24 protein-coding genes are annotated in these 26,810 nt (G+C 60.5%); 22 read left to right on the forward strand and 2 right to left on the reverse strand.

The genetic code is table 11. From position 1 onward, the window contains the following. Positions 1 to 237: 237 nt before the first annotated feature. The 15 genes from gyrA (at position 238) to cysM (ending at position 16,867) form a co-directional block, all read left to right on the forward strand. Positions 238 to 2,895, forward strand: a complete 2,658-nt coding sequence (gene gyrA / locus CAL20_RS08580; protein ID WP_094820396.1) for a DNA gyrase subunit A — start codon at positions 238 to 240, stop codon at positions 2,893 to 2,895. Continuing rightward, positions 2,892 to 4,025 (forward strand): 3-phosphoserine/phosphohydroxythreonine transaminase, encoded by a 1,134-nt coding sequence (serC, locus tag CAL20_RS08585; protein WP_094820397.1) that lies wholly within the window; start codon positions 2,892 to 2,894, stop codon positions 4,023 to 4,025. The genes gyrA and serC overlap by 4 nt, the downstream gene beginning before the upstream one ends. Continuing rightward, entirely contained in the window at positions 4,018 to 5,103 is a 1,086-nt protein-coding gene (gene pheA / locus CAL20_RS08590) for a prephenate dehydratase (RefSeq protein ID WP_094820398.1), read from the forward strand. The genes serC and pheA overlap by 8 nt, the downstream gene beginning before the upstream one ends. A gap of 118 nt (positions 5,104 to 5,221) precedes the next feature. Then, on the forward strand, positions 5,222 to 6,343 hold the full coding sequence (gene hisC / locus CAL20_RS08595) for a histidinol-phosphate transaminase (protein ID WP_094820399.1): 1,122 nt from the start codon (positions 5,222 to 5,224) through the stop codon (positions 6,341 to 6,343). Next, positions 6,340 to 7,245, forward strand: coding sequence for a prephenate dehydrogenase (locus CAL20_RS08600; RefSeq protein WP_094837640.1), 906 nt, complete (start codon positions 6,340 to 6,342; stop codon positions 7,243 to 7,245). The genes hisC and CAL20_RS08600 overlap by 4 nt, the downstream gene beginning before the upstream one ends. Before the next feature lie 3 nt (positions 7,246 to 7,248). Beyond that, positions 7,249 to 8,583 carry a 3-phosphoshikimate 1-carboxyvinyltransferase gene (aroA, locus tag CAL20_RS08605; RefSeq protein ID WP_094837641.1) on the forward strand — a complete coding sequence of 445 codons (1,335 nt, stop codon included), beginning with the start codon at positions 7,249 to 7,251 and terminating at the stop codon, positions 8,581 to 8,583. A 1-nt stretch (position 8,584) separates the two neighbouring features. After that, positions 8,585 to 9,277: a (d)CMP kinase gene (cmk, locus tag CAL20_RS08610; protein ID WP_094837642.1), complete on the forward strand. Its 693-nt coding sequence runs from the start codon at positions 8,585 to 8,587 to the stop codon at positions 9,275 to 9,277. Positions 9,278 to 9,431: 154 nt separating this feature from the next. Beyond that, positions 9,432 to 11,141 (forward strand): 30S ribosomal protein S1, encoded by a 1,710-nt coding sequence (rpsA, locus tag CAL20_RS08615; RefSeq protein ID WP_176456462.1) that lies wholly within the window; start codon positions 9,432 to 9,434, stop codon positions 11,139 to 11,141. Between the two features lie 2 nt (positions 11,142 to 11,143). Continuing rightward, the gene (locus CAL20_RS08620) at positions 11,144 to 11,503 is read left to right on the forward strand and encodes an integration host factor subunit beta (protein WP_094820404.1); all 360 of its coding nucleotides are present in this window, start codon (positions 11,144 to 11,146) and stop codon (positions 11,501 to 11,503) included. A 253-nt stretch (positions 11,504 to 11,756) separates the two neighbouring features. Next, entirely contained in the window at positions 11,757 to 12,071 is a 315-nt protein-coding gene (locus tag CAL20_RS08625; RefSeq protein WP_094820405.1) for a LapA family protein, read from the forward strand. Between the two features lie 39 nt (positions 12,072 to 12,110). After that, entirely contained in the window at positions 12,111 to 13,340 is a 1,230-nt protein-coding gene (gene lapB / locus CAL20_RS08630) for a lipopolysaccharide assembly protein LapB (RefSeq protein ID WP_094820406.1), read from the forward strand. Further along, positions 13,337 to 14,278: a D-glycero-beta-D-manno-heptose-7-phosphate kinase gene (gene rfaE1 / locus CAL20_RS08635; protein ID WP_094837643.1), complete on the forward strand. Its 942-nt coding sequence runs from the start codon at positions 13,337 to 13,339 to the stop codon at positions 14,276 to 14,278. Before lapB ends, rfaE1 begins: the two co-directional genes overlap by 4 nt. Continuing rightward, positions 14,275 to 15,267, forward strand: coding sequence for an ADP-glyceromanno-heptose 6-epimerase (gene rfaD / locus CAL20_RS08640; RefSeq protein WP_094820408.1), 993 nt, complete (start codon positions 14,275 to 14,277; stop codon positions 15,265 to 15,267). Before rfaE1 ends, rfaD begins: the two co-directional genes overlap by 4 nt. Before the next feature lie 126 nt (positions 15,268 to 15,393). Continuing rightward, a complete protein-coding gene (locus tag CAL20_RS08645) occupies positions 15,394 to 15,879 on the forward strand; it encodes a ComEA family DNA-binding protein (protein WP_256981392.1) in 486 nt (161 codons plus the stop codon). Between the two features lie 64 nt (positions 15,880 to 15,943). Next, complete coding sequence (gene cysM, locus CAL20_RS08650; RefSeq protein WP_094820743.1) at positions 15,944 to 16,867, forward strand: cysteine synthase CysM; 924 nt, start codon at positions 15,944 to 15,946, stop codon at positions 16,865 to 16,867. Positions 16,868 to 17,002: 135 nt separating this feature from the next. Here the strand turns inward: cysM and mltB are convergent, their stop codons facing one another. Continuing rightward, positions 17,003 to 18,139, reverse strand: coding sequence for a lytic murein transglycosylase B (gene mltB / locus CAL20_RS08655; RefSeq protein WP_094820409.1), 1,137 nt, complete (start codon positions 18,137 to 18,139; stop codon positions 17,003 to 17,005). Positions 18,140 to 18,149: 10 nt separating this feature from the next. Here mltB and CAL20_RS08660 point away from each other — a divergent pair, with 10 nt between their 5' ends. The 3 genes from CAL20_RS08660 to CAL20_RS08670 all read left to right on the forward strand — a co-directional run bounded on the left by CAL20_RS08660 (position 18,150) and on the right by CAL20_RS08670 (position 20,824). Next, complete coding sequence (locus CAL20_RS08660; protein WP_094837644.1) at positions 18,150 to 19,073, forward strand: histone deacetylase family protein; 924 nt, start codon at positions 18,150 to 18,152, stop codon at positions 19,071 to 19,073. A gap of 70 nt (positions 19,074 to 19,143) precedes the next feature. Continuing rightward, the gene (locus CAL20_RS08665; RefSeq protein WP_094820410.1) at positions 19,144 to 19,893 is read left to right on the forward strand and encodes an electron transfer flavoprotein subunit beta/FixA family protein; all 750 of its coding nucleotides are present in this window, start codon (positions 19,144 to 19,146) and stop codon (positions 19,891 to 19,893) included. 1 nt (position 19,894) lies between these two features. Next, a complete protein-coding gene (locus CAL20_RS08670; RefSeq protein WP_094837645.1) occupies positions 19,895 to 20,824 on the forward strand; it encodes an electron transfer flavoprotein subunit alpha/FixB family protein in 930 nt (309 codons plus the stop codon). A gap of 94 nt (positions 20,825 to 20,918) precedes the next feature. Here CAL20_RS08670 and CAL20_RS08675 read toward each other — a convergent pair whose 3' ends face one another. After that, positions 20,919 to 21,842 (reverse strand): LysR substrate-binding domain-containing protein, encoded by a 924-nt coding sequence (locus tag CAL20_RS08675; protein WP_094837646.1) that lies wholly within the window; start codon positions 21,840 to 21,842, stop codon positions 20,919 to 20,921. Positions 21,843 to 21,938: 96 nt separating this feature from the next. Here CAL20_RS08675 and CAL20_RS08680 point away from each other — a divergent pair, with 96 nt between their 5' ends. From CAL20_RS08680 to CAL20_RS08695, 4 genes are read left to right on the forward strand one after another with little or no spacing between them, the layout of a single operon-like run. Next, positions 21,939 to 23,159: a CaiB/BaiF CoA transferase family protein gene (locus CAL20_RS08680; RefSeq protein WP_094820413.1), complete on the forward strand. Its 1,221-nt coding sequence runs from the start codon at positions 21,939 to 21,941 to the stop codon at positions 23,157 to 23,159. Next, a complete protein-coding gene (locus CAL20_RS08685; RefSeq protein ID WP_094820414.1) occupies positions 23,156 to 23,923 on the forward strand; it encodes an enoyl-CoA hydratase/isomerase family protein in 768 nt (255 codons plus the stop codon). The genes CAL20_RS08680 and CAL20_RS08685 overlap by 4 nt, the downstream gene beginning before the upstream one ends. A gap of 60 nt (positions 23,924 to 23,983) precedes the next feature. Further along, a complete protein-coding gene (locus CAL20_RS08690) occupies positions 23,984 to 24,961 on the forward strand; it encodes a Bug family tripartite tricarboxylate transporter substrate binding protein (RefSeq protein WP_094837647.1) in 978 nt (325 codons plus the stop codon). Positions 24,962 to 24,974: 13 nt separating this feature from the next. Next, on the forward strand, positions 24,975 to 26,801 hold the full coding sequence (locus CAL20_RS08695; RefSeq protein WP_094820416.1) for an acyl-CoA dehydrogenase: 1,827 nt from the start codon (positions 24,975 to 24,977) through the stop codon (positions 26,799 to 26,801). The last annotated feature ends 9 nt before the right edge of the window (positions 26,802 to 26,810 follow it).

The following is a 26,810-nucleotide window of genomic DNA, read 5'->3' on the forward strand; positions in this document are numbered from 1 at the left end:
AAGGCATTTGATGATCTTTGGCTCCCCTGGAAGACGGCATTGGCACTCGATATGAGCTTTTATTTCTTATGGGGAGGCAGGGATGTTGGTTTTTGGCAACAAGGCGGCCCATAAGGCCATCGAAGGCCGCGTACCGAAGGCTCTGAATTGGGCTCAAGAGGGGCCAGGGGAATCGGATGATAGAATTTCCTGTTTACCCAGCCCGGGTTTCTCTTACACGATTCAGTCGCTATATATATGGATTCCTTCGCCAAGGAGACGCTTCCGGTTTCGCTGGAAGAAGAGATGCGCCGCAGTTACCTTGATTACGCCATGAGCGTGATCGTGGGACGTGCGCTCCCAGATGTGCGCGACGGCCTCAAGCCCGTGCACCGACGCGTGCTCTACGCGATGCATGAACTCAACAACGATTGGAACCGCGCCTATAAAAAGTCCGCGCGTATCGTTGGTGACGTTATTGGTAAATATCACCCGCACGGTGACCAGTCGGTGTACGACACCATTGTGCGTATGGCGCAGGACTTTTCCATGCGCTATATGTTGGTCGACGGACAAGGTAACTTCGGCTCGATCGACGGCGACAGCGCCGCGGCCATGCGTTACACCGAGGTCCGTCTAGCCAAGATCGCCCATGAGTTGCTGGCCGATATCGACCAGGAAACCGTGGATTTCGGCCCCAACTACGACGGCAGCGAGCAGGAACCGCTGTTGTTGCCTTCGCGTCTGCCCAACCTGTTGGTCAACGGCAGCTCGGGGATCGCGGTGGGGATGGCCACCAATATTCCGCCGCACAACCTGCAAGAAGTCGTCGACGGCTGCTTGTATTGCCTGCGCAATCCGGAATGCTCGATCGACGAGCTGATCGAGATCATTCCTGCACCCGATTTTCCGACCGGCGGCATCATCTACGGCATGGCGGGGGTCCGCGAGGGCTATCGTACGGGCCGTGGCCGCGTGGTCATGCGCGCGAAGACCCACTTCGAGGACATGGAAAAGGGCAATCGCCAGGCCATCGTTGTCGACGCCATTCCCTACCAGGTCAACAAAAAGACGTTGCAAGAGCGTATCGCCGAGCTCGTCAACGAGAAAAAGATCGAGGGTATTTCCGATATCCGTGATGAGTCCGATAAAGACGGCATGCGTCTGGTCATCGAGCTCAAGCGCGGTGAGGTGCCCGAGGTCATTCTCAATAACCTATATAAAAACACGCAGTTGCAGGACACCTTCGGGATGAACCTGGTGGCGTTGGTGGATGGCCAGCCCCGCCTGCTCAACCTGAAACAGCTGATCAGCTATTTCCTGCAGCATCGCCGCGAAGTGGTAACACGCCGCACCGTGTTCCAGCTGCGCAAGGCCCGCGAACGCGGCCACGTGCTCGAGGGTCTGGCAGTTGCGCTGGCCAATATCGATGATTTCATTGCCATCATCAAGGCTGCGCCGACGCCGCCGGTCGCCCGTCAGGAGTTGATGGCGCGTTCCTGGGATTCGTCGTTGGTGCGCGAGATGCTGTCGCGTGCAGATCACGATGCGGCAGGTGGCCGTGCGGCATTCCGTCCGGACGATCTGCACGAGAGTTTCGGATTGCAAGGCGATGGACTGTATCGCTTGAGCGACACGCAGGCTCAGGAAATCCTGAATATGCGTCTGCAACGCTTGACCGGCCTGGAGCAGGACAAGATCGTTGGCGAATACAAGGACGTCATGGCGACGATCGCCGATTTGCTGGATATCCTGGCCAAGCCCGAGCGTATTACCACCATCATCGGTGAGGAACTCCAAGCCATCAAGGCAGAGTTTTCGACTGGCGCCAAGGACACGCGCCGCTCGGATATCGAGATGAATGCGACCGAGCTCGACACGGAAGATCTCATTACGCCCACTGATATGGTCGTGACCTTGTCGCATGCCGGCTATATCAAGAGCCAGCCTTTGTCCGAGTACCGTTCGCAAAAACGCGGGGGACGCGGCAAGCAAGCGACGGCGATGAAGGAAAATGACTGGATCGACCAGCTCTTCATTGCCAATACGCACGATTATCTGTTGTGCTTCTCTGATCGCGGCCGGGTGTACTGGCTCAAGGTCTGGGAAGTCCCGCAAGGCACGCGCAACTCGCGCGGCAAGCCCATCGTCAATATGTTCCCCTTGGTCGACGGCGAAAAAATCACCGTTGTGCTGCCCGTGAAGGAATTCAGCGAAGACCGGTTCGTCTTCATGGCGACCTCGCGCGGTACTGTCAAGAAAACGCCGTTGTCGGATTTCTCCAATCCGCGCAAGGCGGGCATCATTGCCGTGGGCTTGGACGAAGGCGATTACCTGATCGGCGCTGACCTGACGGACGGCAAGCATGATGTCATGTTGTTCTCGGATGCCGGCAAGGCTGTGCGTTTCGACGAAAACGATGTGCGACCGATGGGCCGCAATGCGCGTGGTGTGCGGGGCATGACGCTCGAAGACAGCCAGACGGTGATCGCGTTGCTGGTCGCCGGTGACGAATCGCAGAGCGTGCTGACCGCCACCGAAAACGGCTACGGCAAACGCACCTCGATCACCGAGTACACCCGCCATGGCCGCGGCACCAAGGGCATGATCGCCATCCAGACCTCGTCGCGTAATGGCAAGGTCGTCGGCGCCGTGCTGGTCATGCCGTCTGACGAAATCATGCTGATTACGACGGGCGGTGTGCTGGTGCGTACTCGCGTCGGCGAGATCCGCGAGATGGGCCGTGCGACGCAGGGTGTCACATTGATCAGTGTTGATGACGGCAGCAGCCTGTCCGGTGTGCGTCGCGTGGTCGAAAGCGATGCGGACGACGTCGATGGCGAAGACGCCGAGGCACCGGACGCTGATGGCGACACCGATGCTTCACCCGAACCGACTGAACCTACGGAGCAATGATGGCTCGTCCCTGGAACTTTTCGGCGGGCCCGTCGGCCCTGCCTGAAGTGGTATTGCAGCAGGTCGCTGCCGAGATGCTGGATTGGAACGGCAGCGGCATGTCCGTGATGGAAATGAGCCATCGCGGCAAGCATTTCGTGCAGATCTGTGACACCGCGGAATCCGATTTGCGCGAGCTGCTGGGCGTGCCGGCGGATTACGCCGTGATGTTCATGCAGGGCGGCGGCTTGGGCGAGAACGCAATCGTGCCCATGAACTTGATCGGACGCCGTGGCTACGCAGCCGCGGACTTTGTGCTGACGGGCCATTGGTCTACTCGTTCGCACAAAGAGGCTGGGCGTTACGGCGATGTGCAGATCGCTGCGACCAGCGGCGTCGCGACGCAGATCGACGGACGCGAACAGGCGCCCTGGACCTGGGTGCCCCCAGTGCAGACATGGAACGTTCGCCCCGAGGCTGCCTATCTGCATCTGTGCAGCAACGAAACCATCCATGGCGTCGAGTTCCTGGATTGGCCGGACATGGCTGCGCTGGGCGCGCCGGATGTGCCCTTGGTCGTAGACGCCTCGTCGCACTTCCTGTCGCGTCCGCTGGACGTGACGCGTACGGGCCTGATGTTTGCAGGCGCCCAGAAAAACGCTGGCCCCGCCGGCGTCACTATGGTAGTGGCGCGCCGCGATTTGATCGGCAAGTCCTTGCCGATTTGTCCGTCGGCGTTTGATTACGCCAATGTGGCGGCAGAGCATTCCCGGTACAACACACCGCCAGCTTTTGCGATTTATGTCGCTGGCTTGGTATTCAAGTGGATCAAGGCGCAGGGTGGCGTCGCCGCCATCGAGGCCGCCAACTGCGCCAAGGCCGAACTGCTGTACGGCTATCTGGATAGCACGTCGTTTTACCGCAATCCGGTGCATACGCCGGTGCGTTCGCGCATGAATGTGCCGTTCGTGTTGCGTGACGAATCGTTGAATGATGCCTTCTTGCAAGGTGCAGAAGCCGCCGGGCTGATGCAGCTCAAGGGTCATAAGAGCGTGGGCGGCATGCGCGCCTCTATTTATAACGCGATGCCGCTCGAGGGTGTGCAAGCGTTGGTGGATTACTTGAAAGAATTCGAGCGCCGTTATGGATGATTCATTGCAGGCCAAGCTCAAGCCACTGCGTGAGCGTATTGATTCGATCGATGCTCAGATCCTGGAGTTGCTATGCCAGCGGGCCCGTGCGGCGCAGGACGTGGGCGAGGTCAAGCACGCTGCATCGGCGGATGGCCCCGTGCTGCGTCCAGAGCGCGAGGCCGAGGTCATTCGTCGTTTGCAACAGCTCAATCGCGGTCCATTTCCCCGCGATGCCGTGGCATCGGTGTGGACGGAAATCATTTCGGCCTGCCGTGGGCTGGAACGAGGCATGACGGTGGCTTATCTGGGGCCGCGCGGTTCGTTTTCCGAACAGGCGGCATTCGAACATTTTGGCCGTTCCGTACAGCCCTTGCCGTGTCCGTCGTTCGACGAAGTGTTCCGTGCCGTCGAGGCCGGCCAGGCGGACGTGGGCATGGTGCCGGTGGAAAATTCCACAGAAGGCGCGGTCAATCGCAGCCTTGATCTGCTGTTGAGCACCTCGTTGAAAATCCTGGGTGAGCGCTCCCTGGATATCCGTCATTGCTTGATGACGCAGTCGGGCACTATGGAAGGCATCACCGCCGTTGCCGCGCACCCGCAAGCCTTGGCTCAGTGTCAGGGATGGCTGAGCCGCAATTATCCGGGCCTGGAGCGCGTGGCTGAGTCGAGTAATTCCGAGGCGGCGCGTGTGGCCGCCAGCAATCCCACGATTGCGGCGATTGCTGGCGAGACAGCAGCTCCTGCCTGGAATCTGCAGATCGTGGAGGCCGGTATTCAGGATGATCCGAATAACCGTACTCGCTTTCTGGCCGTGGGCGATATGCAGCCGCTACCCAGCGGAAAGGATAAAACCAGCCTGATCCTGGCTGTGCCGAATCGCGCCGGCGCGGTTTATGACATGCTGGCCCCCATGGCGGCCAATGGCGTGTCGATGACGCGTTTCGAGTCGCGTCCGGCCCGTACGGGGCAGTGGGAATATTATTTTTACGTTGATGTGCAGGGCCATCGCGATGATCCGCAGGTGGCGCGCGCGTTGGCAGACTTGCAGTCGCAGGTGGCGTTCCTCAAGGTCCTGGGGTCGTATCCGGCGCAGTGATCGCAAGGGTCAGGTGCATCTGCACCTGGCCCATTGCGATTTCCGTAGTGCCCATCATTGATTTTGCCGCAGTGCTGTTGCGGCTCCGCAGTCACTTTCTTAGCTCTCGCGCATACTCATGACTACCGCAATCAAGTCGTTGACCGCTCCTGCTCACGTCAGCGCTATCGCACCCTACCAGGCGGGCAAGCCCATCGAAGAACTCGCCCGCGAGTTCGGTCTGGACCCGGCGACCATCATCAAGTTGGCGTCGAATGAAAACCCGCTGGGCATGCCGGCATCGGCGCGTGAGGCACTGGTTGCCGCGGCCAACTCCTTGGCACGCTATCCGGATCCCAATGGCTTTGACCTGAAGGCGGCTTTGGCCAAGCGCTATGGCGTTCCCCCCAACTGGATTACGCTCGGCAACGGCTCGAACGACATTCTGGAGATTGCTGCGCTGGCACTGCTGGAATCCGGAACGTCGTCGGTCTACGCCCAGCATGCCTTTACGGTGTACCGCTTGGCCACGCAGGCCCGTGGCGCGAGGCATATTCAGGTCCCGGCGCGTGATTACGGTCACGATCTGGACGCCATGTTTGCGGCGATCGCTGATGACACCCGCCTGGTATTCATCGCCAACCCTAACAATCCCACGGGAACCTTTGTACCCGGTGCGGAAATTGCCGCTTTCCTGGAGCGTGTGCATGCGGCTCACGGCGACCGTGTGACGGTGGTGCTGGACGAGGCCTACAACGAATATCTGGATCCCGAGCTCCGCTTCGATAGCGTGGCGTTAGTTCGTCAATATCCCAATTTGATTGTGTCGCGCACATTTTCCAAAGCCTACGGTTTGGCGGGGCTGCGTGTGGGCTTTGCCGTTGCGCAACCGGTCTTGACCGATTTGCTGAACCGCGTCCGCCAGCCTTTTAACGTAAATACGCTGGCCCAAGCGGCTGCGATAGCAGCGCTCGCTGATAAAGACTATCTAGAGCGTTCTTATGCCCTGAACAAGGCTGGCAAACAGCAGTTGTCTGAGGCCTTTGATAGGCTGTCGCTGCGTTATGTGCCCAGCTATGGCAATTTTGTGCTGGTCCACGTCGGCGATGCCGCGCGTATCAATCTGGAGTTGCTCAAGCGTGGCGTGATTGTGCGTCCGGTCGCGGGCGACGGTTTGCCCGAATGGCTGCGTGTTACCGTCGGCCTGCCTGAGGAAAACCAGCGTTTCATCGCTGCCTTGACGGAAATTCTGGCGGCATGACACGCGAAACTTCTGCGTCCGTTGCACAGGGGGCCGATGGCCCCCTGATTCCTGTGCTGGCCGTCGTCGGTGTGGGGTTGATCGGCGGTTCGGCCGCGCTGGCACTGCGTCGTGCCGGACAGGTGGGCCAGGTGCTGGGGGTAGGGCGCAATGCGCAGTCGCTGGCGCAGGCCCAGGCGTTGGGACTGATCGATGCGGTGGCGACACCGGAACAGGCGGCCGCGCAGGCCGATGTGATTTTGCTGTCGACGCCGGTAGGCGGGCTGGCCGCGATACTGGCGCAGTTGCGTCCGCATTTGCGCTCCGATACCGTATTGACGGATGCCGGCAGTACCAAAGTTGAAGTCGTGCAGGCGGCGCGCGCGGCGTTGGGGGATCGTATCGGTCAATTTGTTCCTGGCCATCCGATTGCGGGCGCAGAGCGCAGTGGCCCTTCGGCGGCGGATGCGGGGTTATACCGGGATCGCACAGTGATTTTGACGCCTGTGCCAGAAAACGCCCCGGCGGCGACCGCACATGTGCGTGACTTATGGCGCGCGTGCGGAGCACGCGTGATCGAGATGGACGCCGAATCGCACGATCGTGTGCTGGGATCGGTCAGCCATATGCCGCATTTGCTGGCGGCTGCGTATATGGCGCAGGTTGCCAACGCTGATGATGCCGCGCTGCGGTTATCGCTGGCTGGGTCGGGTTTTCGTGATTTCACCCGTATTGCCGCGGGTTCGCCCGAGATGTGGCGCGACATTTTTCTCTCTAATCGTGACGCGTTACGTACCGAGTTGACGGCCGTCCGAGGGGTGTTGGATCAGATGGAGCGCGCCATGGCCGATGGCGACGGCGCGGCTCTCGAGGAAATGCTGTTGCAGGCCGCTCAGGCGCGCCGCAATTGGCGCAAGGAGTAGTTCATGGCCGGACAGCCATTTCTTGATTTGCCCCGCGCACGGCAGGCGCGCGGCCAGCTGGCCTTGCCAGGCTCTAAGAGTATTTCCAATCGTGTACTGCTGTTGGCCGCATTGGCCGCCGGGCGCACGGATATCTCGGGCTTGCTGGATTCGGACGATACGCGCGTGATGTTGGACGCGCTGCGACAGCTCGGAGTTGAGGTTACAGACAGAGGATCGGGCAATGTAACCGTTTCCGGCGCAGGCCGTTTTCCGGTAAAGCAAGCTGATCTGTTCCTGGGTAATGCGGGCACGGCGTTTCGCCCGCTGACGGCCGCGTTAGCCTTGATGGGCGGGCAGTATCGCTTGTCGGGTGTGCCACGTATGCACGAGCGGCCCATTGGCGATCTGGTCGATGCGTTGCGGCAATGGGGAGCCGAGATCAATTATGCAGGCCAGGAGGGATATCCCCCCTTGGAAATCGGCGCTGGGACGATTCGTGCGGGAGCTCCTGCCAGCGTACAGGGCGCTGTGTCCAGCCAGTTTCTGACGGCGTTGCTCTTGGCTGCTCCAGTGCTGGCTCAGGAAAGCGATCAACCGGTCGTCATCGAGGTGATCGGCGAACTGATTTCCAAGCCCTATATTGAAATCACGTTGAATTTGATGGCGCGCTATGGCGTGCAGGTGCGTCGCGACGGTTGGCAGCGATTCACGATCGAGGCCGGTGCGGCCTATCTCAGTCCGGGATCGATCGCTGTCGAGGGAGACGCCTCGTCGGCGTCGTATTTCCTGGCGCTGGGCGCGATCGGCGGCGGCCCGCTGCGGGTGACTGGCGTGGGGGCGAACAGCATCCAGGGGGATGTCGCCTTTGCGCAGACTCTGGCAGAGATGGGCGCGCACATTGAGTATGGGCCCGATTGGATCGAGTCGCGTGGCATTCGCGTGGATCGGGGCGAGCGGCTGAAAGCCTTTGATACGGATTTCAATTTGATTCCGGATGCCGCCATGACGGCCGCCGCCCTGGCATTGTTCGCCGATGGTCCGTGCCGGTTGCGTAATATCGGCAGTTGGCGAGTCAAGGAAACTGACCGTATTCATGCCATGCACACCGAATTGACCAAATTGGGTGCGGTGGTGACCTCTGGGCCGGACTGGCTCCAGGTGACGCCTCCTGCCGAGGATGGCTGGCGTGATGCGCATATCGGCACCTGGGACGATCACCGCATGGCGATGTGTTTTTCGTTGGCGGCGTTTGGGCCGGCCGCGGTGCGTATTCTGGATCCTGGCTGCGTGAGCAAGACCTTCCCCGATTATTTTGATGTATATGCCGGGCTGGTGTCCGGTGATGGTGCGAACTGATATGACGACAGACTCTGACCCCTCTGTGGGGAACCCTGCGGCGCGGATCCCTGTGATTGCCATCGACGGGCCCACGGCCTCGGGCAAGGGGACCATCGCGCATCGCGTGGCGCGGGCGTTGGGGTGGGCCATCCTGGATAGCGGAGCCTTGTATCGCCTGACAGCGTTGGCGGCCCTGAATCGCGGGCTGCCTGCCGAGGACGAGACGGGTGTGGCAGAGGTGGCCCGAGGGCTGGATGTCTGCTTTGAGGGCGACCGGATCCTGCTCGAGGGCAGCGACGCGAGCGAGGCCATTCGCCAGGAACAAGTCGGTAATTTCGCCTCGCGTATCGCGGCCTATCCCGCTGTGCGGCAGGCTTTGCTCGAGCGCCAGCGGGCATTTCGCGTGGCCCCCGGCCTGGTGGCCGATGGCCGGGACATGGGCACCGTGGTGTTTCCGGATGCGGCCCTGAAGGTATTTCTGGTGGCCGACGTCGAGGCGCGCGCGCAAAGGCGTTGTAAGCAGTTGATCGAAAAGGGAATTTCTGCTAATCTTAACGACCTTCTGCGCGATATGCGCGAACGTGATGCGCGCGATATGCAGCGCAGCGTAGCGCCTCTCGTGCCGGCCGTTGATGCACATGTGCTTGATTCGTCGGCTCTGACGATCGAGCAGACCGTGCAGGCAGTGCTCGGTTTTTGGCAGCAGGTTTAACCGTTTTTGGTTTTCCGTCCCTGGTGGCGGCTCGTAGCTGACAGGCGTTTGCCTGGGGCATATGGGCACTGCCGGGTTCATTCACTCCACTGTTGCGGGCGATCCGCTTCGGTGTGTTTTTAATGGCCATTTTGGCCCAATGGATTTCAACTCAATGTCTTCCGTTTCCACTCCCGCCACCGGCGAAAGCTTTGCCGCCCTCTTCGAAGAGAGCCTCAAGAGCCAGGACATGAAGTCCGGCGAAGTCATCAGCGCTGAAGTCGTGCGCGTTGATCACAACTTCGTCGTCGTCAATGCCGGCCTGAAGTCCGAAGCGCTGATCCCCCTGGAAGAGTTCCTGAACGACCAGGGCGAGCTCGAAGTGCAACCTGGCGATTTCGTCTCGGTGGCTATCGATTCCCTGGAAAACGGCTACGGCGACACCATTCTGTCGCGTGACCGCGCCAAGCGCCTGTCGGCCTGGCTGCAACTGGAACAAGCCCTCGAAAACGGCGAATTGGTCACCGGCACCATCACCGGCAAGGTCAAGGGCGGCCTGACCGTCATGACCAACGGCATCCGTGCATTCCTGCCCGGCTCGCTGGTTGATCTGCGTCCCGTCAAGGACACCACCCCGTACGAAGGCAAGACCCTCGAATTCAAAGTCATCAAGCTCGATCGCAAGCGTAACAACGTCGTGTTGTCGCGCCGCCAAGTGCTGGAAGCCAGCATGGGCGAAGAGCGCCAGAAACTGCTCGAAACCCTGCACGAAGGCGCAGTGGTCAAGGGCGTGGTCAAGAACATCACCGACTACGGTGCGTTCGTTGACCTGGGCGGCATCGACGGCCTGCTGCACATCACCGACATGGCATGGCGCCGCGTGCGTCACCCCTCCGAGGTCCTGCAAGTGGGCCAGGAAGTCGAAGCCAAGGTCCTCAAGTTCGACCAGGAAAAGAGCCGCGTCTCGCTGGGCGTCAAGCAACTGGGCGAAGACCCGTGGGTGGGCCTGGCCCGTCGTTACCCGCAGGGCACCCGTCTGTTCGGCAAGGTTACCAACCTGACCGACTACGGTGCGTTCGTCGAAGTCGAAGCCGGCATCGAAGGTCTGGTGCACGTTTCCGAAATGGACTGGACCAACAAGAACGTCGATCCGCGCAAGGTCGTGACCCTGGGCGAAGAAGTCGAAGTCATGGTCCTGGAAATCGACGAAGACCGTCGTCGTATCTCCCTGGGCATGAAGCAATGCCGTCAAAACCCGTGGGAAGAGTTCGCTACGAACTTCAAGCGTGGTGACAAGGTCCGCGGCGCCATCAAGTCGATCACCGACTTCGGCGTGTTCGTGGGTCTGCCCGGCGGTATCGATGGCCTGGTTCATCTGTCCGACCTGTCGTGGGCCGAGACCGGCGAAGAAGCCGTTCGCAACTTCAAGAAGGGCGACGAACTCGAAGCCGTGGTTCTGGGCATCGACACCGACAAAGAACGCATCTCGCTGGGTATCAAGCAGTTGGAAGGCGACCCCTTCAACAACTTCGTTGCTACCTACGACAAGGGCGCTGTAGTGCCGGGCGTGATCAAGTCGGTCGAGCCCAAGGGCGCCGTGGTGACGTTGTCGGTTGACGTCGAAGGCTACCTGCGTGCTTCCGAAATCTCGGCTGGCCGTGTCGAAGACGCGACCACCGTGCTCAAGGAAGGCCAGAACGTCGAAGCCATGATCGTCAACGTCGATCGCAAGACGCGTTCGATCCAGCTGTCGATCAAGGCTCGCGACAACGCCGAGACCGCCGACACGTTGCAGCGTATGTCCGAAGCCAGCGCTTCCTCGGGTACGACCAACCTGGGCGCGCTGCTCAAGGCCAAGCTGGATCAACAGCGTAACGACGGCTAATAGTGACCAAGTCGGAGCTGATCGCCGCATTGGCGGCCCGCTATCCCCAGCTGGCCGCCCGCGACACCGATTACGCGGTCAAGACCATGCTCGACGCAATGGCCCAGGCGCTCGCCTCGGGTCAGCGCATCGAGATCCGTGGATTTGGCAGCTTTTCGTTGTCGCAGCGCTCACCCCGCATCGGACGCAATCCCAAGTCCGGCGAGCAGGTGCTGGTGCCTGGTAAACAGGTGCCGCATTTCAAAGCCGGCAAGGAACTGCGCGAGCGGGTTGATCAAGTGACTGACAATGCTGACGCATCATCGTCTGAGGGTATTTCGGACGATCCTATGCCTACATTGCTTGGCATGCACGTCATGTAGTGTGGTCAGGTGCGCAGCCGTGTCATGTGCCAGGCTGTCCCGATAGATATACCGAGCCCCTTGAATGTCTTGCGGCATTCAAGGGGCTTTGGCATTCTTAGGGGTATTTACTGAACGCTTCAGGATTGGGCTGTGCCCAGTCTGCTGTCGTGGGGCGCGGAAATTGCGCTGGCGTGGCGTTTCCCTTGGTACGCACGGACTGAGCCCGCTTCCGCTTACAATTGAAAGTCTTGAATATTCTGGAGCATGCGCCATGCGCTACCTTATCTGGGCACTGCGATTGCTCGTCTTTATTGCGGTGCTGATGTTCGCGCTGAAGAACACCGGGCCGGTCGCAGTAAATTTCTATGCCGACTATGTGGTGCAAGATGTACCGCTTATTGTCGTGATGTTGGTGACCTTTGTCGTGGGCACCGTGTTCGGCCTGTTGCTGACCGTGCCGGCGGCGATGCGCCGCCGCCGCGAGGCCTTGCGCTTGCGTCGCGAGCTTGAGCGTTTGCAGGCAGCGGCCAACGGGACGACGCCCGAAATCGCGCCCGAGGCGATTGCTCCCATGTCGCCGCTGTAAGCAGCGTCCTTTTCTTCCTCCTGCTACAGAGCTCGACGCGTGGACTTCGAACCTTGGTGGTTAATTTTTGTGCCAGTGCTGTTTGCGCTGGGGTGGTTGGCAGCGCGTTTCGATTTTCGGCAAATGCTGCGCGAAACGCGAACGCTGCCAGATTCCTATTTCAAGGGGCTGAACTTCCTGCTCAACGAGCAGCCTGATCGCGCCATCGACGCCTTTGTCGAGGTGGCCAAGCTCGATCCCGAAACGACCGAATTGCACTTTGCCCTGGGCAGCCTGTTTCGCCGCCGGGGCGAGATGGAACGCGCCATTCGTGTGCACCAGAGCCTGCTGAGCCGCTCCGATTTGCCCGAGGCCGAGCGCGAACACGCTCAGCACGAGCTGGCGCATGATTTCCTCAAGGCCGGCATGCTGGACCGCGCGGAAAGCGCCTTTGAACAACTGAAAGACACACGTTATGCGTTGCCGGCACTGCGGTCTCTGATTCGTATCTACGAGTCCGAGCATGACTGGCCGAGGGCGATCGAGGCGGTCAAGACCTTGCAGGGTCTGGTTGACGAGCCCGTCCCGCAAATCGTGCATTATTACTGCGAGCAGGCCCAGATGGCATTGGCGGCCAAGCCCTTTGACGCCGATGCCGCGCACACTGCCCTGGATGCGGCTGATCACGCTGCCAAACAGGCCGGGCAGGGCGAGTCCGCCAGCAAGGCAGCCAAGGTCCGCACAGCCATGCTGCGCGCCCGGCTGGCTCAGCTCGAGGGAGACCTCAAGCGCGAGCGCATGTATCTGGAATCCATTCTGGCCGATGCGCCCGAATTTGCCGGCCAAGTCGCCGAGCAGCTGCTAGCCAATTACCGCAATGCCGGGCAGGCGGCCGAGGGGCTGGACGTACTGCAAAAACAGTATGCCCGTTATGCCTCGTTGGATCTGTTCAACGTGGTCTTTCGCGAGTTGCGTGTCCAGCAGGGGGCGGCGCCTGCCTGGGCCTTTGCCCGGGGCGCGCTGCGGCACCATCCTTCGCTATTGGGGCTGGATCGCTTGCTGGAGGCGGAGCTCAGCAGCACCGACGGCAGCCAGCAGGATCAAGAACAAGGGCCTGTGCGGGGTGCGGATCTGAGTCTGTTGCGCAGCCTGATCCACAAACACACCCAGCGGTTGGATCGCTACGCCTGCCGCACCTGCGGCTTTCAGGCTCGGCGCTATTATTGGCAATGTCCGGGGTGCAATGGGTGGGAGACCTATGCACCACGGCGTTTGGAAGAACTTGAATGAACGCATTTCCCACCGAAGCGATGACGCGCAGCCGTGTGCTGGTTGTGGGCGACGTCATGCTGGACCGCTATTGGTTCGGCGAAGTCGATCGCATTTCTCCTGAGGCTCCGGTTCCCGTGGTGCGGGTGGCTCGGCGCGAAGACCGTCTAGGCGGCGCGGCTAACGTGGCGCGCAACGTGGTCGCGCTCGGCGGCCAGGCAACCTTGGTGGGCATCGTTGGAAAAGACGAGGCTGGCGACAGCATTATCAACCTGTCGACACAGGCGGGCATCAATGCCGACCTGTCTGCCGACGCGGAAAATCCCACAACCCTCAAAATGCGGGTTCTGGGACGGCAACAGCAATTGTTGCGCGTCGATTTCGAACAGCATCCTGCTAATGCGACGCTGGACGATCTGGATGCGCGCGTGGCGCGTCATCTCGCGCATCATGATGTGCTGGTCCTGTCCGATTACGCCAAAGGCGCACTCGATCGGGTCGAGGCGCTGATTGCATTGGCGCGCGCGGCCGGTGTCCCGGTGTTGGTTGATCCCAAGGGCGACGATTACACGCGTTATCGTGGTGCGACGCTGGTCACGCCCAACCGGGCCGAAATGCAACAGGCGGTAGGGCGCTGGACCACCGAATCTCAACTGACCGAACGCGCGCAGCGATTGCGCGAAGATCTCGATCTCGAGGCTCTGCTGGTGACGCGTTCCGAGCAGGGTATGACACTTTTTACCGCGGCAGGCCGCGAACATGTCGACGCCCAGGCACACGAGGTGTTCGACGTGTCTGGCGCAGGCGATACCGTGCTGGCGACCTTGGCGGCGATGCGCGCGATTGGCCAGCCCTGGGAACAAGCCATGGCGTGGGCCAACCGTGCCGGCGGCATCGTCGTGGGCAAACTGGGGACGTCCGTCGTCACCGCCGCAGAACTCGCAGGAGCATCCTCATGATTGTCGTTACAGGCGCCGCCGGTTTCATCGGCAACAATCTCGTACGTGGCCTGAATCGGCGCGGTATTACGGACATTATCGCGGTCGATGATCTGACCGAAGGCGACAAATTCCTGAATCTGGTCGACCTGCAGATTGCAGACTATCTGGATAAGGACGAGTTTCGCCGTCGCGTACTCGCAGGCTCTTTGCCGCCCTTGCAGGCCGTCTTGCACCAAGGGGCATGCTCGGACACTACCGAGCGCAACGGGCGGTACATGATGGATAACAACTACCGGGTCACGCTGGAGCTCTTTGAGTATTGTCAGGCTCAACGCGTGCCGTTCCTGTATGCGTCCTCCGCGGCGGTCTATGGCGGCTCATCGGTATATGTGGAGGATCCGGCCAACGAACGTCCGTTGAATGTTTACGGTTACTCCAAGCTGTTGTTCGACCAGGTGCTGCGCAAGCGCATGCCTTCGTTGACTGCGCAGGTCGTGGGCCTGCGCTATTTCAACGTCTACGGTCCGCATGAACAACACAAAGGCCGTATGGCGTCGGTGGCCTTTCACAACATGAATCAATTCCTGGCCGAGGGGCACGTCCGTTTGTTCGCGGGCTGGGATGGTTATGAAGACGGCGGCCAGAGCCGTGATTTCATCTCGGTGGACGATGTCGTCGCGGTCAATCTGCATTTTCTGGATCATCCGGAAACGTCGGGTATCTTTAACTGCGGAACAGGGCGCGCGCAGCCGTTCAATGACGTGGCGGCTGCGGTCGTCAATGCCTTGCGCGCCGAGCGCGGAGAGGCGCCTTTGCCACTGGAAAAACTGGTCGAGCAGGGACTGTTGCGCTATATCCCGTTCCCCGACGATCTCAAAGGCCGTTATCAAAGCTATACGCGCGCGGATGCGACGCAGCTGCGCGCCGCGGGCTTTACGGCACCGATGCGGGATGTGCAAACGGGCGTGGCCGAGTACGTGAAATATTGGCGCGCACGTCAGGCGTAGCCATTCCTCGTACGTAGTTTCCGAGGGTGATTTTTCCATTCACTCTCCGACTTGGCGGGGCTTGCAATGGGCATCATGAGTGGGCTGGCGGACGGTTCGTCCTGCCGTTTGATACGGAGCCTGACCTTGAATCCTTTTTTGCATGTCCCCGTTGCTATACCGACGCAACCCCTGTCTTATTCTGTTCTGCGTCGCCCCGTGCGGCGGCTATTTGCGGGGCGTTCTCGCCCTGGCGCCGACAGCCCGCCGGTGGTACGTCGGCGTTGGGCGCGTGCGCTCGGCCGTGTTGCACTCGCGGGCGGCTTGGCGCTGATTGCGATGCCTGCCCACGCCTTGGACGCGAACATGGCTACTGTCGAGCAACTCGAGGCGATCAATGGCGTCGGCCCGCGTACCGCCAGGATCATCGTACAAGAGCGTGAGCGCGCCGGCCTTTTCGAGTCGCTAGAGGACCTGTCTGATCGCGTGCGCGGTATCGGGCGCAAACGTCTGGGGCGATTGCGCGCCGCCGGGTTGACCGTTGGCGCAGGTGTGACTGTGCTCGGCCCCAACTCGATTGCGATGCCGCAGTTTGCGCCCTCGCTGCCCCAGGCGACGCCTATCGCGCCATAGGGTGTCCCTGGCGCCGTCTCGGCTTTATCCCCGCAGTCAGGGATCCGGCGGTATGATCGATTGCATGGCTACTTTCTCATATCCCACAATCGCACAAACCGTCGGCAATACGCCGCTGGTTCGTTTGCAGCGTATCCCCAGCGCGGCCGCTCAGGCACGAGGCAACGTCGTCCTGGCCAAACTGGAAGGCAATAATCCCGCAGGCTCGGTCAAAGACCGCCCGGCGCTTTCCATGATTTTGCGCGCCGAAGAGCGCGGTGAAATCAAGCCGGGCGATACGCTGATCGAGGCGACCAGCGGCAATACCGGTATTGCGCTGGCAATGACCGCGGCCATGCGCGGCTATCGCATGGTCTTGATCATGCCGGACAATCTGTCGGTGGAGCGTCGCGCGGCCATGGCCGCCTACGGTGCCGAACTGATTTTGACCCCCGCCAACAAGGGCGGCATGGAATATGCGCGAGACCTGGCCATGTCCATGCAAGACGAAGGCAAAGGCAAGGTCCTCGATCAGTTTGCCAACCCCGATAACCCCCGAGCTCACATCGAAGGCACAGGTCCCGAAATCTGGAACCAGACCGAAGGGCGTGTGACGCACTTTGTCAGCGCGATGGGCACCACTGGCACCATCATGGGTGTCTCGACCTACCTGAAATCCCAGAATCCCGAGGTGCAAGTCGTAGGCGCGCAGCCCGCCGAGGGTTCCCAGATTCCGGGTATTCGCAAATGGCCCGAGGCCTATATGCCCGCGATTTTCGACCGCAAACTGGTCGATGCGTATGAGTCCATCGAGCAATCCGAGGCGGAAACCATGGCGCGCCGACTGGCTGCCGAGGAAGGCATTTTCGGTGGTATCTCGTCGGCAGGCGCGCTGGTGGCGGCATTACGCGTGTCTGAGCGTGTCGAGAACGCCACTATCGTGTTCATCGTCTGTGACCGCGGCGACCGGTATCTGTCTACGGGTGTGTTTAACGAGAAATCTGCCTGATCCTGCCTTTTCGCTGGTTGCCCGAGGCGAAAAACCGCGGGGACAGCAAGCTAAAGGCACAAAACAGGAGGGCGGGAACCGCCCTCCTGTTTTCATCGGGCAATCGAGGTCGCTGCGAGCCCCTGTCGCGGTGTCTTAGCGCCCCATGCGCGTTTCCAGCTCGGCCGCCAAGTCGGCGACGGCCGTCGCATAGAAATAGCTGCGGTTGTACTGCGTCAATGCAAAAAAGTTCGGCGTTGCTGTGCGGTACTGCACCGTACCCCGTGCTTCTTCGACCAGGTCTACGACGCCGAGAGGGCGGTCCTGCCAGCTTTCGGTGCTGGCTCCCGCAGACACACGGGCGCCGGCAGCCTGCAGGGTGCGCCAGGTTTGCGTGGGAGTGAGCCCGCCCGTGGCCAGAGCGGACGGGTCGGCCGGTAATAGCACCGGGGCAAAAACGGGCAGTCCGCGCAGCCATCCGTGCTCGACCAGGAAATTGCCGACCGACATGACAGCGTCGTTCACGCTGCTGTTCAACCTGATATGTCCATCGCCATCGCCATCGACGGCGTAACGCATGATGCTGCCAGGCATGAACTGCGGCATACCTATCGCGCCGGCGTACGAGCCTTTGGCATTCATATCGAGCTTGTCCTGTAGCGACAAGGTAATGAAATCGGCCAGCTGCCCACGGAACATCTCGGCCCGCTCCGGCTTGTTCGGGTCGGGGTAATCAAAGGCCAGCGTGGTGAGCGCATCCAGGACACTGAAGCTGCCCATGTTGCGGCTGTACAGCGTTTCCACGCCGATGATGGATACGATGATCGAGGCGGGTACGCCATAGCGTTGTGCCGCTTGGTTCAGCAGTGCCTGGTTTTCCTGCCAGAACTCCACGCCCCATTTGATGCGTTTGGGCTCGACAAACCGCGCACGATAGGTATTCCAGCTGCGCCATATTTTCCGCCCGGGCGGAGACGGGGCGATCAAGCGTGCCACCGTCGCGTTGTAGCGGGCCTCGGTCAAGGCCTGTTCGATAGGCGCCAAGGGCAAATTACGTTCGGCTGCCAAGCGTTCTGCAAAGGCCTTGACTTCGGGCCGCAACGTTCCTTTGGCGGTGAGAGCCGCTGGGGGCTCGCCTGTCGGCTGGGCGGGGCCTATGCGTATAGGCGTGACGCCTGCTGGAGCCTTAGGGGGAGTCTGGGCTTGGGACGAGCCCGAGGGCGCGGTGTTTGCACAACCCGCCAATACCAGGAATACCGTGCCGATTTGCACGAAACGCCGACAGATGAACATAATCTTCCTTATGGAGACCATGTATCTTACCCATCCGCTGTGCAAACTGCATGAAATGGGCAGTTGGCACCCCGAATGCCCAGAGAGGCTGGATGCTATCGCCGACCAACTATTGGTCAGCGGGTTGGCGCCATTTCTGGCGGAGCAGCAAGCCCCTGCGGCGACGCGCGAGGCGATTTTGCGTGCGCATTCCGAAGGGCACCTGGATGGCCTGCGGTCGCGCTCACCTGCCGAAAGCTATAACGCGATCGATCCCGACACGTTGATGAACCCGTACACCTACGAGGCGGCACTGCATGCCGCAGGGGCAGGCGTTGCGGCGGTGGACGCGGTAATGCAAGGGCAGGCGGCTAATGCTTTTTGTTCGGTGCGTCCGCCGGGTCACCATGCCCGTCCAGATGTGGCGATGGGGTTCTGCTTTCTGAACAATATCGCGATCGCTGCGCAGCACGCCATGCACGTATACGGCGTACAGCGGCTGGCCATCATTGATTTCGACGTCCATCACGGCAACGGCACTGAGGAGATGTTTGCGGGTGACGAACGGGTATTGATGTGCAGCTTTTTCCAGCACCCGTTTTTCCCTCATAGCGGGACCGAGCGCCCGGCCGCCAATATGGTCAACGTTCCGGTTCCTGCCTATACTGGGGGCGCGGCTGTACGTGAGTTGGTGCAGGACGCCTGGTTGCCTCGCCTGGAGGCACATGCGCCAGAGTTGATTTTGATTTCCGCGGGGTTTGATGCCCACCGCGAGGACGATATGGGCCAGATGGCGCTGGTCGAAGCCGATTACAGTTGGATGACCGAGCAGATCATGCAGGTGGCTGACCGTCATGCGCAAGGCCGCATCGTCAGCATGCTGGAAGGCGGTTACAACTTGTCAGCGCTGGCGCGCAGCGTAGTCGCTCATCTACGGGCTCTCACAAAGTTGTAGAATCAACGAATTGTGCAATGCGGGACCGGCGATAGCCGGTCTATTATTCTTAAGCTTAGGAGGCTGCTGGATGAAGGTGCTGGTACCTGTAAAGCGCGTTGTTGACTATAACGTCAAGGTACGCGTGAAATCGGATCAAACGGGCGTGGATATCGCGAACGTGAAGATGTCCATGAACCCCTTTGACGAAATCGCCGTCGAAGAAGCCACGCGCTTGAAGGAAAAGGGCGGCGCCACCGAGGTGATCGCCGTTTCTTGCGGCGTTGCGCAATGCCAGGAAACCCTGCGCACGGCAATGGCCATCGGCGCCGACCGAGGCATCCTGGTGCAGACCGACGCCGAACTCCAGCCGCTGGCCGTGGCCAAGCTGCTCAAGGGCCTGGTCGAAAAAGAACAACCGCAGCTGGTCATCCTGGGCAAGCAAGCCATTGACGACGACGCCAACCAGACCGGCCAGATGCTGGCTGCGTTGCTGGACTGGCCGCAAGCCACTTTCGCCAGCAAGGTCGAAGTCGCAGGCGACAGCGTCACGGTGACCCGCGAAGTCGACGGTGGCCTGGAGACGGTCAAGCTCTCGCTGCCGGCCATCATCACGACCGACCTGCGCCTGAACGAGCCGCGTTACGTCACGCTGCCCAACATCATGAAGGCCAAGAAAAAACCGCTGGACACCGTCACCCCTGAGGATCTGGGTGTCGATGCGGCGCCTCGCCTGAAGACCTTGAAAGTCACCGAGCCGCCTGCCCGCAAGGCTGGTATCAAGGTGGCCGACGTGGCTGCGTTGGTCGACAAACTCAAGAACGAAGCGAAGGTGCTCTAAGATGACGACGCTGGTTATTGCCGAACACGACAACGCCCAACTGAAGGGCGCTACCCTGAATACCATTGCTGCTGCTGCCAAGCTGGGCGGCGACGTCCACGTGCTGGTCGCCGGCAGCAACGCGAAAGCCGTTGCTGATCAAGCCGCGCAAGCTGCTGGCGTGGCGAAAGTCCTGCTGGCCGATGCGCCGCAACTGGCCGACGGCCTGGCGGAAAACCTGGCTGCCCAAGTCCTGGCCGTGGCGTCGAACTACAGCCACATCTTGTTCCCGGCTACCGCCTCGGGCAAGAACGTCGCTCCGCGCGTGGCTGCAAAGCTCGACGTGGCACAGGTCTCCGACATCATCGGTGTCGAGTCTGCCGATACCTTCCAACGCCCGATCTACGCCGGTAACGCCATCGCTACGGTGCAATCGAGCGACGCCGTGAAGGTCATCACTGTCCGTACGACGGGTTTCGACGCGGTCGCCGCCACCGGCGGTTCGGGTGCCGTGGAAACGATCGAAGCCGTTGCCGATTCGGGCAAGTCCTCGTTCGTGGGCCGCGAAGTCGCCAAGAGCGACCGTCCTGAGCTGGCCGGCGCTCGCGTGGTCGTCTCCGGTGGCCGCGGTCTGGGCAGCGCTGAAAACTTCAAGATCCTCGATCCGCTGGCCGACAAGCTCGGCGCTGCGCTGGGTGCCTCGCGTGCCGCCGTTGACGCGGGTTACGCGCCCAACGACTGGCAGGTTGGCCAGACCGGCAAGATCGTGGCTCCGCAGCTGTACGTGGCCGTCGGTATCTCGGGCGCCATCCAGCATTTGGCTGGCATGAAGGACTCCAAGGTCATCGTCGCCATCAACAAAGACCCCGAAGCGCCAATCTTCGGCGTGGCCGATTACGGCCTGGTCGGTGACTTGTTCACGGTTGTTCCCGAGTTGGCTAACGCGCTGTAAATAACCGCAGTGCGCCAGACGGGCGTGCAGAACTGGGCTTCCAGTTTTGCACGCCTTTTTTGTCTGGAGCTTTCCCATGACAAAAAGCGCCTACTCAATACAAGGCCTCGCAGCCGCGCCATACCCGAGCGGAAATCAACCTCTTGATTTCGTCTTTGCATAGCTCAATGACGCGCTCTACGGCTGGCGTAGCGGGCATGCTGTCACTGGCGCATAGCACGAGCTCTCTGGGGTGTCCCATATCCAGCGCATGCGCGCTGATGATGCCGAGCGCAATATCGGAGTGCGCGGCAGAGTAGGGAAGGATGGTGGCAGCGATGCCCTCGCGGACCGCCGGAATCAGGATGGCGGAGGTGCTGGCTTCTGCAAACAGATTGCATGTGAGCCGCGCAGTCAGAAAGGCATGATCGACGCGCGCCCTGAGCGTATTCGGCAGGCTGGGCAGGATCAAAGGCATGTGATGGAAGTCTGCAATGGCCAGCCGGCGCCGCGGCAATTTCTGTGCGGCATGAGTGAGCAGGAACAAGTCTTCCAGTAACAACGGCGTTTGCTGCAAGCCTTGCATAGGCTGCTGATCTGGCGATAGTGAAAAATCGACACGGCCTTGCAGTACGAGTTTGGTCAAGTCCGCACTCGGGAGATCCACGATCTCTAGTACCACCGACGGTAATTCGGCTTTGACCCTCTGCATCAGGGGCAGCGATAACATCCGGGCCGTGCTGGAGGCCAGGCCGATAGAGACTGTTCCCGTAATCTGATCGGCAGCACGAGCCAGCAGGCTGCGCGTGGCATCGACCTGCCGCAATATGGTCTGGGCGTGCCGATATAGCAGCAGGCCTTCTGCCGTTGGCTGTACGCCGCGTACTCCTCTGGTCAGCAGAGCTACGCCAACCGCCTCCTCCAGCAAGGCCATCTGCTGGCTTAGTGCAGGCTGCGCGACGTGCAGGCTTTCCGCCGCACGCGTCATGTTGCGCATCTCGACTACCCGCACGAAATATTTCAGTTGCCGCAGATTCATTGAAATAAGTTTATCTTATGGATTGATCGTTAAATCGTATTTTTTGGTCTGACTGCTACTGCCTAGAATGAGCTCCATACAACAAGGAGACATGTCATGAGCCTGCCGTTGGCCGGATTGAAAGTGCTGGATTTGACGCGAGCCCTGTCGGGGCCCTTCAGCACAATGATACTCGGGGACTTGGGTGCCGAGGTCATCAAGGTCGAGCCAGCACCCGATGGGGATATGGTACGGCAATGGGGGCCATTCGACGGAGATATAAGCGTTTATTATCTCAGTGCAAACCGCAGTAAAAAAGGGATAGGAATCGATTTCCGGCATCCTGAAGGCTTGGCGCTGGTACGCAAGCTGGCTCTGCAGTGCGACATCGTGGTCGAGAATTTCAAAGTCGGAACGATGCAGCGCATGGGGCTGGGCTATGACGAGTTGGCTGCGGAGAATCCCGCTTTGATCATGGCGTCGATTTCCGGCTTCGGCAGCCGCGGCCCAGCCAAAGATTGGGCAGGATTCGATCAGATTGCTCAGGGCTATTCGGGCTTCATGAGCTTGACCGGCACCGCGGAATCGGGCCCCACGCGGGTGGGGACCGCTATTGGAGATTTGACCGCTGGGCTATGGCTGGTAATCGGCATTCTGTCGGCAGTCGTGCAGCGCAGCCGCACTGGCCGCGGCCAACATGTGGAAACGTCTTTGCTGGCCGGGCTGATGGCGCTGCTGAGTGTGCAAGGTCAGCGCTATCTGAGCGTGGGAGAGGTGCCGCAGCCTTGCGGGAACGTTCATCCCGTTATCGCGCCCTATGGCACCTTTGACACGGCAGACGGACCGCTCAATTTGGCCCCGGCGACGCAAGCGATGTGGGTCAAGCTGTGCAACATCCTGGGGATGGAGCATCTGGTCTCCGATCCCCGTTTCCTTTCCAACGCGGATCGCATGCAGCACAGGCATGAGCTGAAGCAGGAACTGGAATCCGCCTTGATGCGTAGAACCCGCATGGAGTGGACCCCGCTCATGATCGAAAACGGTATTCCGGCTGGCCCGATCAATACCTTGGAGGATGTTTTTGCCGATCCGCAGGTGCAGGCATGCGGCTTGGTCAAGGCTTTGCAGCATCCATTGTTGGGTGAGTTGCGACAGGTAGGTTTGCCATTGGATCTCGGCGCCGCGTCTTCTGACGAGGCTGCATTGCAGGCTCCGCCTGTATTTGGCCAGCACACGCGTGATGTTTTCGAGGCGTTCGGTTTGGCTGCCGAGGAAATCGATCGCTTGCTCCAGCAAAAAGTGGCGTACCAGGCAGACCCGATGGCGGTGACGCTATGAGCACGCCCATAGATGCGCCTCAATTAACGGTGCAGGGAGCTGTGGCGACGATACGGTTTTCCAAACCCGCGTTTGCCAACCGGCTGAGTCCGCAAGATCTGGGCGTATTGCGTCAGCACCTCGATACCGTGAACAGCGATGAGCATGTCTTGGTGCTGCGTTTTGTGGCTGAGGGCAAGTACTTTTGCAGCGGCTACGACATTTCCTCGCTGGCAGCTGACAGTGCGCCCAGCTCCCTGTATTTCGGAGAAACGATTGATCTGATCGAGGCCGCGCGGCCGATAACGATTGCAGCGGTACAAGGCGGTGTCTATGGCGGGGGGACCGATCTTTGCCTGGCCTGCGATTTCCGGCTAGGCACGCGCGAGGCCAATATGTTCATGCCTGCGGCAAAGCTGGGTCTGCATTTTTATGCGGGAGGCATGGTGCGTTACGTCACCCGCCTCGGGCTGAATCATGCCAAGCGCTTATTTCTGACGGCCGAGAAAATTACGGCCGAAGAAATGCTGCACATGGGCATGCTGACGGAAATGCTGCCTGCCGATCAGTTGGATAGTCGGCTGAACGCCCTGACAGAGCAATTGACCGGGATGGCGCCGTTGGCCCTGTTGGGAATAAAGCGGCATTTGAACTTGATTGCTCGCGGACATGTGGAGGTGTCCGAAATTGAAGCAGCCGTGTTGCGCTCAGAGCGGTCTCGTGACATCGCCGAAGGCGCCCTGGCATGGAAAGAAAAACGCAAGGCCCGATTTACCGGCCAATGAGGCCGATCAAGACCAAAACAGCCACCTTTATACAGGCTGGAATAAAAAGGAGACAACGACATGAACATGCATCGTATTGTGCGTGCCGCAGGATGTGCGCTGGCGTTATTGAGCGGATCGCTGGTGACTCCAGCCCTGGCTGCCTCGAACTATCCCACGAAGCCGATTACGCTGGTCGTCGGCTTTCCTCCAGGAGGAGGCGCCGATCACGTGGGACGGGTCTATGCCAATAATTTAGCCAAGGTGTTGGGACAACCTGTCGTCGTAGAAAACCGGCCTGGCGCGGGCTCGACGATCGGAGCGAGCTTCGTAGCGCGCGCCGCGGCAGACGGCTATACCCTTTATCTGGGTAACGCCAGCGTCATGGGCAGCGACAGCGCGCTATACAAGGTGGATTACACCGCCGACAACTTCGTCCCCGTAGCCCAGCTCACGACCGGCCCCATGGTCTTGATTGTGAATGCGGCGCTGGGCATCAATAGCGTGAAAGATCTGTTGGATCGTGCGCGTGAGCAACCCGGCAAGTTGAACGTCGCCTCGTCAGGCAATGGCGTCATCACCCATCTGGCCGCAGTGGAGTTCATGGGGTTGAGCGGGGCAAAATTCATGCATATTCCGTTCAAGGGCGGCGCAGCGGCTACGCAATCGGTGGCGGCAGGGGATACGGATCTTTCTTTTGCTACGGCCCCATCGGCCAAGGCAGCGATCGAAACAGGCAAGGCCCGGGCGCTGGCGGTCACCTCGGCACAACCCTCCAAGCTGCTGCCTTATCCGACCATTGCGGCGACGGTACCCGGTTTCGACGTCACCAATTGGTGGGGCATTTTTGCCCCGCGAGGCACGCCGCCAGCCGTCGTGCAGACATTGTTTGAGGCCACGAACCAGGTGCTGGAGCAGTCCGAGGTGCGCCAGACGATGGAGGCAGGTTACGAAGAGGTGACTCCTTCCGAGTCTGCCCCCGCTTTTGCCGCCTTCGCTCACAAGGAGGGTGCGAAAGGTTTAAGATTAGCCAAGGAGAGCACCACCACCGCCAATTGATTCTGGAGACACAATGCCTTACGTCACTCCACTGCGGGATTTCCGCTTCGCGCTCAAGGACCTGGCTGGTCTGGACGAGATTCTGCGGCTGCCGGGTTTTGAGGAGGTCACACCGGATCTGGTGGACGCGATTCTGGACGAAAACGCCCGTTTTGCCGAGCAGGCCATTGCGCCGCTGAACGTCGCGGGCGACACTCAGGCACCGCAGTGGAACGACGGGCAGGTGACCACGACGCCGGGTTTCAAGCAGGGATTCGCCGATTATGCAGCCAGCGGCTGGCAAGGCCTGCAGCATCCTGCACAGTGGGGCGGCCAGGGACTGCCTAAATTGGTAGCGGCGGCGCCTTGCGAGAATTTACAGGCGGCCAATCTGGCGTTTTCATTGTGCCCCATGTTGACGGATGGCGTGATCGAGGCCCTGTTGACAGTGGGGTCCGAAGCGCAACGCCAGACCTATGTGCCGAATCTGATCGCGGGCAAATGGACGGGCACGATGAACCTGACGGAGCCGCAGGCCGGGTCAGACCTGGCGCAAGTGGCTACCCGTGCAGTGCCTCAGACTGACGGCAGCTATCGCCTGACGGGCCAGAAAATTTTCATTACCTATGGCGATCACGATCTGGCAGAGAACATCATTCATTTGGTGCTGGCTCGCATGCCGGATGCTCCTGCCGGGGTCAAGGGCATTTCGCTGTTTATCGTGCCGAAGTTTCTGATCAACCAGGACGGCAGCCTCGGGCCTCGCAATGATGTATGGTGCGCCTCGCTGGAACACAAGCTCGGCATCCATGGCAGCCCCACGGCCGTTCTGCTTTACGGTTCGGGCAAGGGTGATGCGGGCGAAGGGGCGGTGGGCTACTTGGTGGGTGAACCGAACCGTGGCCTCGAATACATGTTCATCATGATGAACGCTGCGCGCTTCGGTGTGGGGCAACAGGGCATCGGCGTGTCCGAACGAGCCTATCAGCATGCGCTGGCCTATGCGCGTGAGCGGGTGCAGGGCCGGGCGATCGAAGGCTCTGCTGGGCCGGTGGCCATCGTCCATCACCCGGACGTGCAACGCATGTTGCTGACCATGCGCGGCCTGACAGAGGCGGCCAGAGCGGTGTCCTTTGTGGCAGCCGCTGCGCATGACAAGGGGACACATCATCCCGACGCTGGCGTGCGCGCCCGCAATCGCGCTTTTTACGAGTATCTGGTCCCGATTGTGAAGGGGTTCTCGACCGAGTCTGCCGTCGAGGTGGCGTCGCTAGGGGTTCAGGTGCATGGCGGGATGGGTTTCATCGAGGAAACCGGCGCAGCCCAGTACTATCGCGACGCCCGCATTCTGCCGATTTACGAGGGGACCACGGCGATCCAGGCCAATGACCTGGTCAGCCGCAAGACTCTGCGTGACGGCGGCGCGACGGCCTATGCGTGCATTGCCGCCATGAAAGACACATTGCAGACCCTGCACACCGCCGCGGCGCGTGCCGAGCCTGACGACAGGGCCGGGCTGAATTTGCTGCGCGACAATCTGGATCTGGCGATCCAGGGGTATGACGCTGCGGTCACTTTCATCCTGGAGCAGGCGCAATCCAATGTGCGGGCGGTCTATGCGGGAAGCGTGCCCTATTTGATGCTGGCCGGCATTGTGCATGGCGGCTGGCAGATGGCGCGTGCGGCGTTGGTGTGTCAGCGGCAACTGACCGAAGGGACGACAGATCCGTTTTATCGCAGCAAGCTTTCTACGGCGCTATTCTATGGTGCCCAGATCCTGCCGCGAGCGTTGGCGCTGTCGGCGGCAGTCCGGGCGGGAGGCGTGGCCAATCGCTGCGGTGCACAGTCCGATATTGCATAAAGTTATTAA

The organism is Bordetella genomosp. 4, from assembly GCF_002261185.1.
GTDB lineage: Bacteria > Pseudomonadota > Gammaproteobacteria > Burkholderiales > Burkholderiaceae_B > Bordetella_A.

What these genes read in the sequence shown, in the direction of transcription:
- CAL20_RS08675 (WP_094837646.1), bottom strand. Translation starts at nt 21,842, where the DNA reads ATGAATCTGCGGCAACTGAAATATTTCGTGCGGGTAGTCGAGATGCGC.
- rpsA (WP_176456462.1), top strand. Translation starts at nt 9,432, where the DNA reads ATGTCTTCCGTTTCCACTCCCGCCACCGGCGAAAGCTTTGCCGCCCTC.
- cmk (WP_094837642.1), top strand. Translation starts at nt 8,585, where the DNA reads ATGACGACAGACTCTGACCCCTCTGTGGGGAACCCTGCGGCGCGGATC.
- serC (WP_094820397.1), top strand. Translation starts at nt 2,892, where the DNA reads ATGATGGCTCGTCCCTGGAACTTTTCGGCGGGCCCGTCGGCCCTGCCT.
- pheA (WP_094820398.1), top strand. Translation starts at nt 4,018, where the DNA reads ATGGATGATTCATTGCAGGCCAAGCTCAAGCCACTGCGTGAGCGTATT.
- CAL20_RS08695 (WP_094820416.1), top strand. Translation starts at nt 24,975, where the DNA reads ATGCCTTACGTCACTCCACTGCGGGATTTCCGCTTCGCGCTCAAGGAC.
- CAL20_RS08680 (WP_094820413.1), top strand. Translation starts at nt 21,939, where the DNA reads ATGAGCCTGCCGTTGGCCGGATTGAAAGTGCTGGATTTGACGCGAGCC.
- gyrA (WP_094820396.1), top strand. Translation starts at nt 238, where the DNA reads ATGGATTCCTTCGCCAAGGAGACGCTTCCGGTTTCGCTGGAAGAAGAG.
- rfaE1 (WP_094837643.1), top strand. Translation starts at nt 13,337, where the DNA reads ATGAACGCATTTCCCACCGAAGCGATGACGCGCAGCCGTGTGCTGGTT.
- CAL20_RS08685 (WP_094820414.1), top strand. Translation starts at nt 23,156, where the DNA reads ATGAGCACGCCCATAGATGCGCCTCAATTAACGGTGCAGGGAGCTGTG.
- CAL20_RS08690 (WP_094837647.1), top strand. Translation starts at nt 23,984, where the DNA reads ATGAACATGCATCGTATTGTGCGTGCCGCAGGATGTGCGCTGGCGTTA.
- CAL20_RS08670 (WP_094837645.1), top strand. Translation starts at nt 19,895, where the DNA reads ATGACGACGCTGGTTATTGCCGAACACGACAACGCCCAACTGAAGGGC.
- CAL20_RS08625 (WP_094820405.1), top strand. Translation starts at nt 11,757, where the DNA reads ATGCGCTACCTTATCTGGGCACTGCGATTGCTCGTCTTTATTGCGGTG.
- cysM (WP_094820743.1), top strand. Translation starts at nt 15,944, where the DNA reads ATGGCTACTTTCTCATATCCCACAATCGCACAAACCGTCGGCAATACG.
- CAL20_RS08660 (WP_094837644.1), top strand. Translation starts at nt 18,150, where the DNA reads ATGGAGACCATGTATCTTACCCATCCGCTGTGCAAACTGCATGAAATG.
- hisC (WP_094820399.1), top strand. Translation starts at nt 5,222, where the DNA reads ATGACTACCGCAATCAAGTCGTTGACCGCTCCTGCTCACGTCAGCGCT.
- CAL20_RS08665 (WP_094820410.1), top strand. Translation starts at nt 19,144, where the DNA reads ATGAAGGTGCTGGTACCTGTAAAGCGCGTTGTTGACTATAACGTCAAG.
- mltB (WP_094820409.1), bottom strand. Translation starts at nt 18,139, where the DNA reads ATGTTCATCTGTCGGCGTTTCGTGCAAATCGGCACGGTATTCCTGGTA.
- rfaD (WP_094820408.1), top strand. Translation starts at nt 14,275, where the DNA reads ATGATTGTCGTTACAGGCGCCGCCGGTTTCATCGGCAACAATCTCGTA.
- CAL20_RS08600 (WP_094837640.1), top strand. Translation starts at nt 6,340, where the DNA reads ATGACACGCGAAACTTCTGCGTCCGTTGCACAGGGGGCCGATGGCCCC.
- aroA (WP_094837641.1), top strand. Translation starts at nt 7,249, where the DNA reads ATGGCCGGACAGCCATTTCTTGATTTGCCCCGCGCACGGCAGGCGCGC.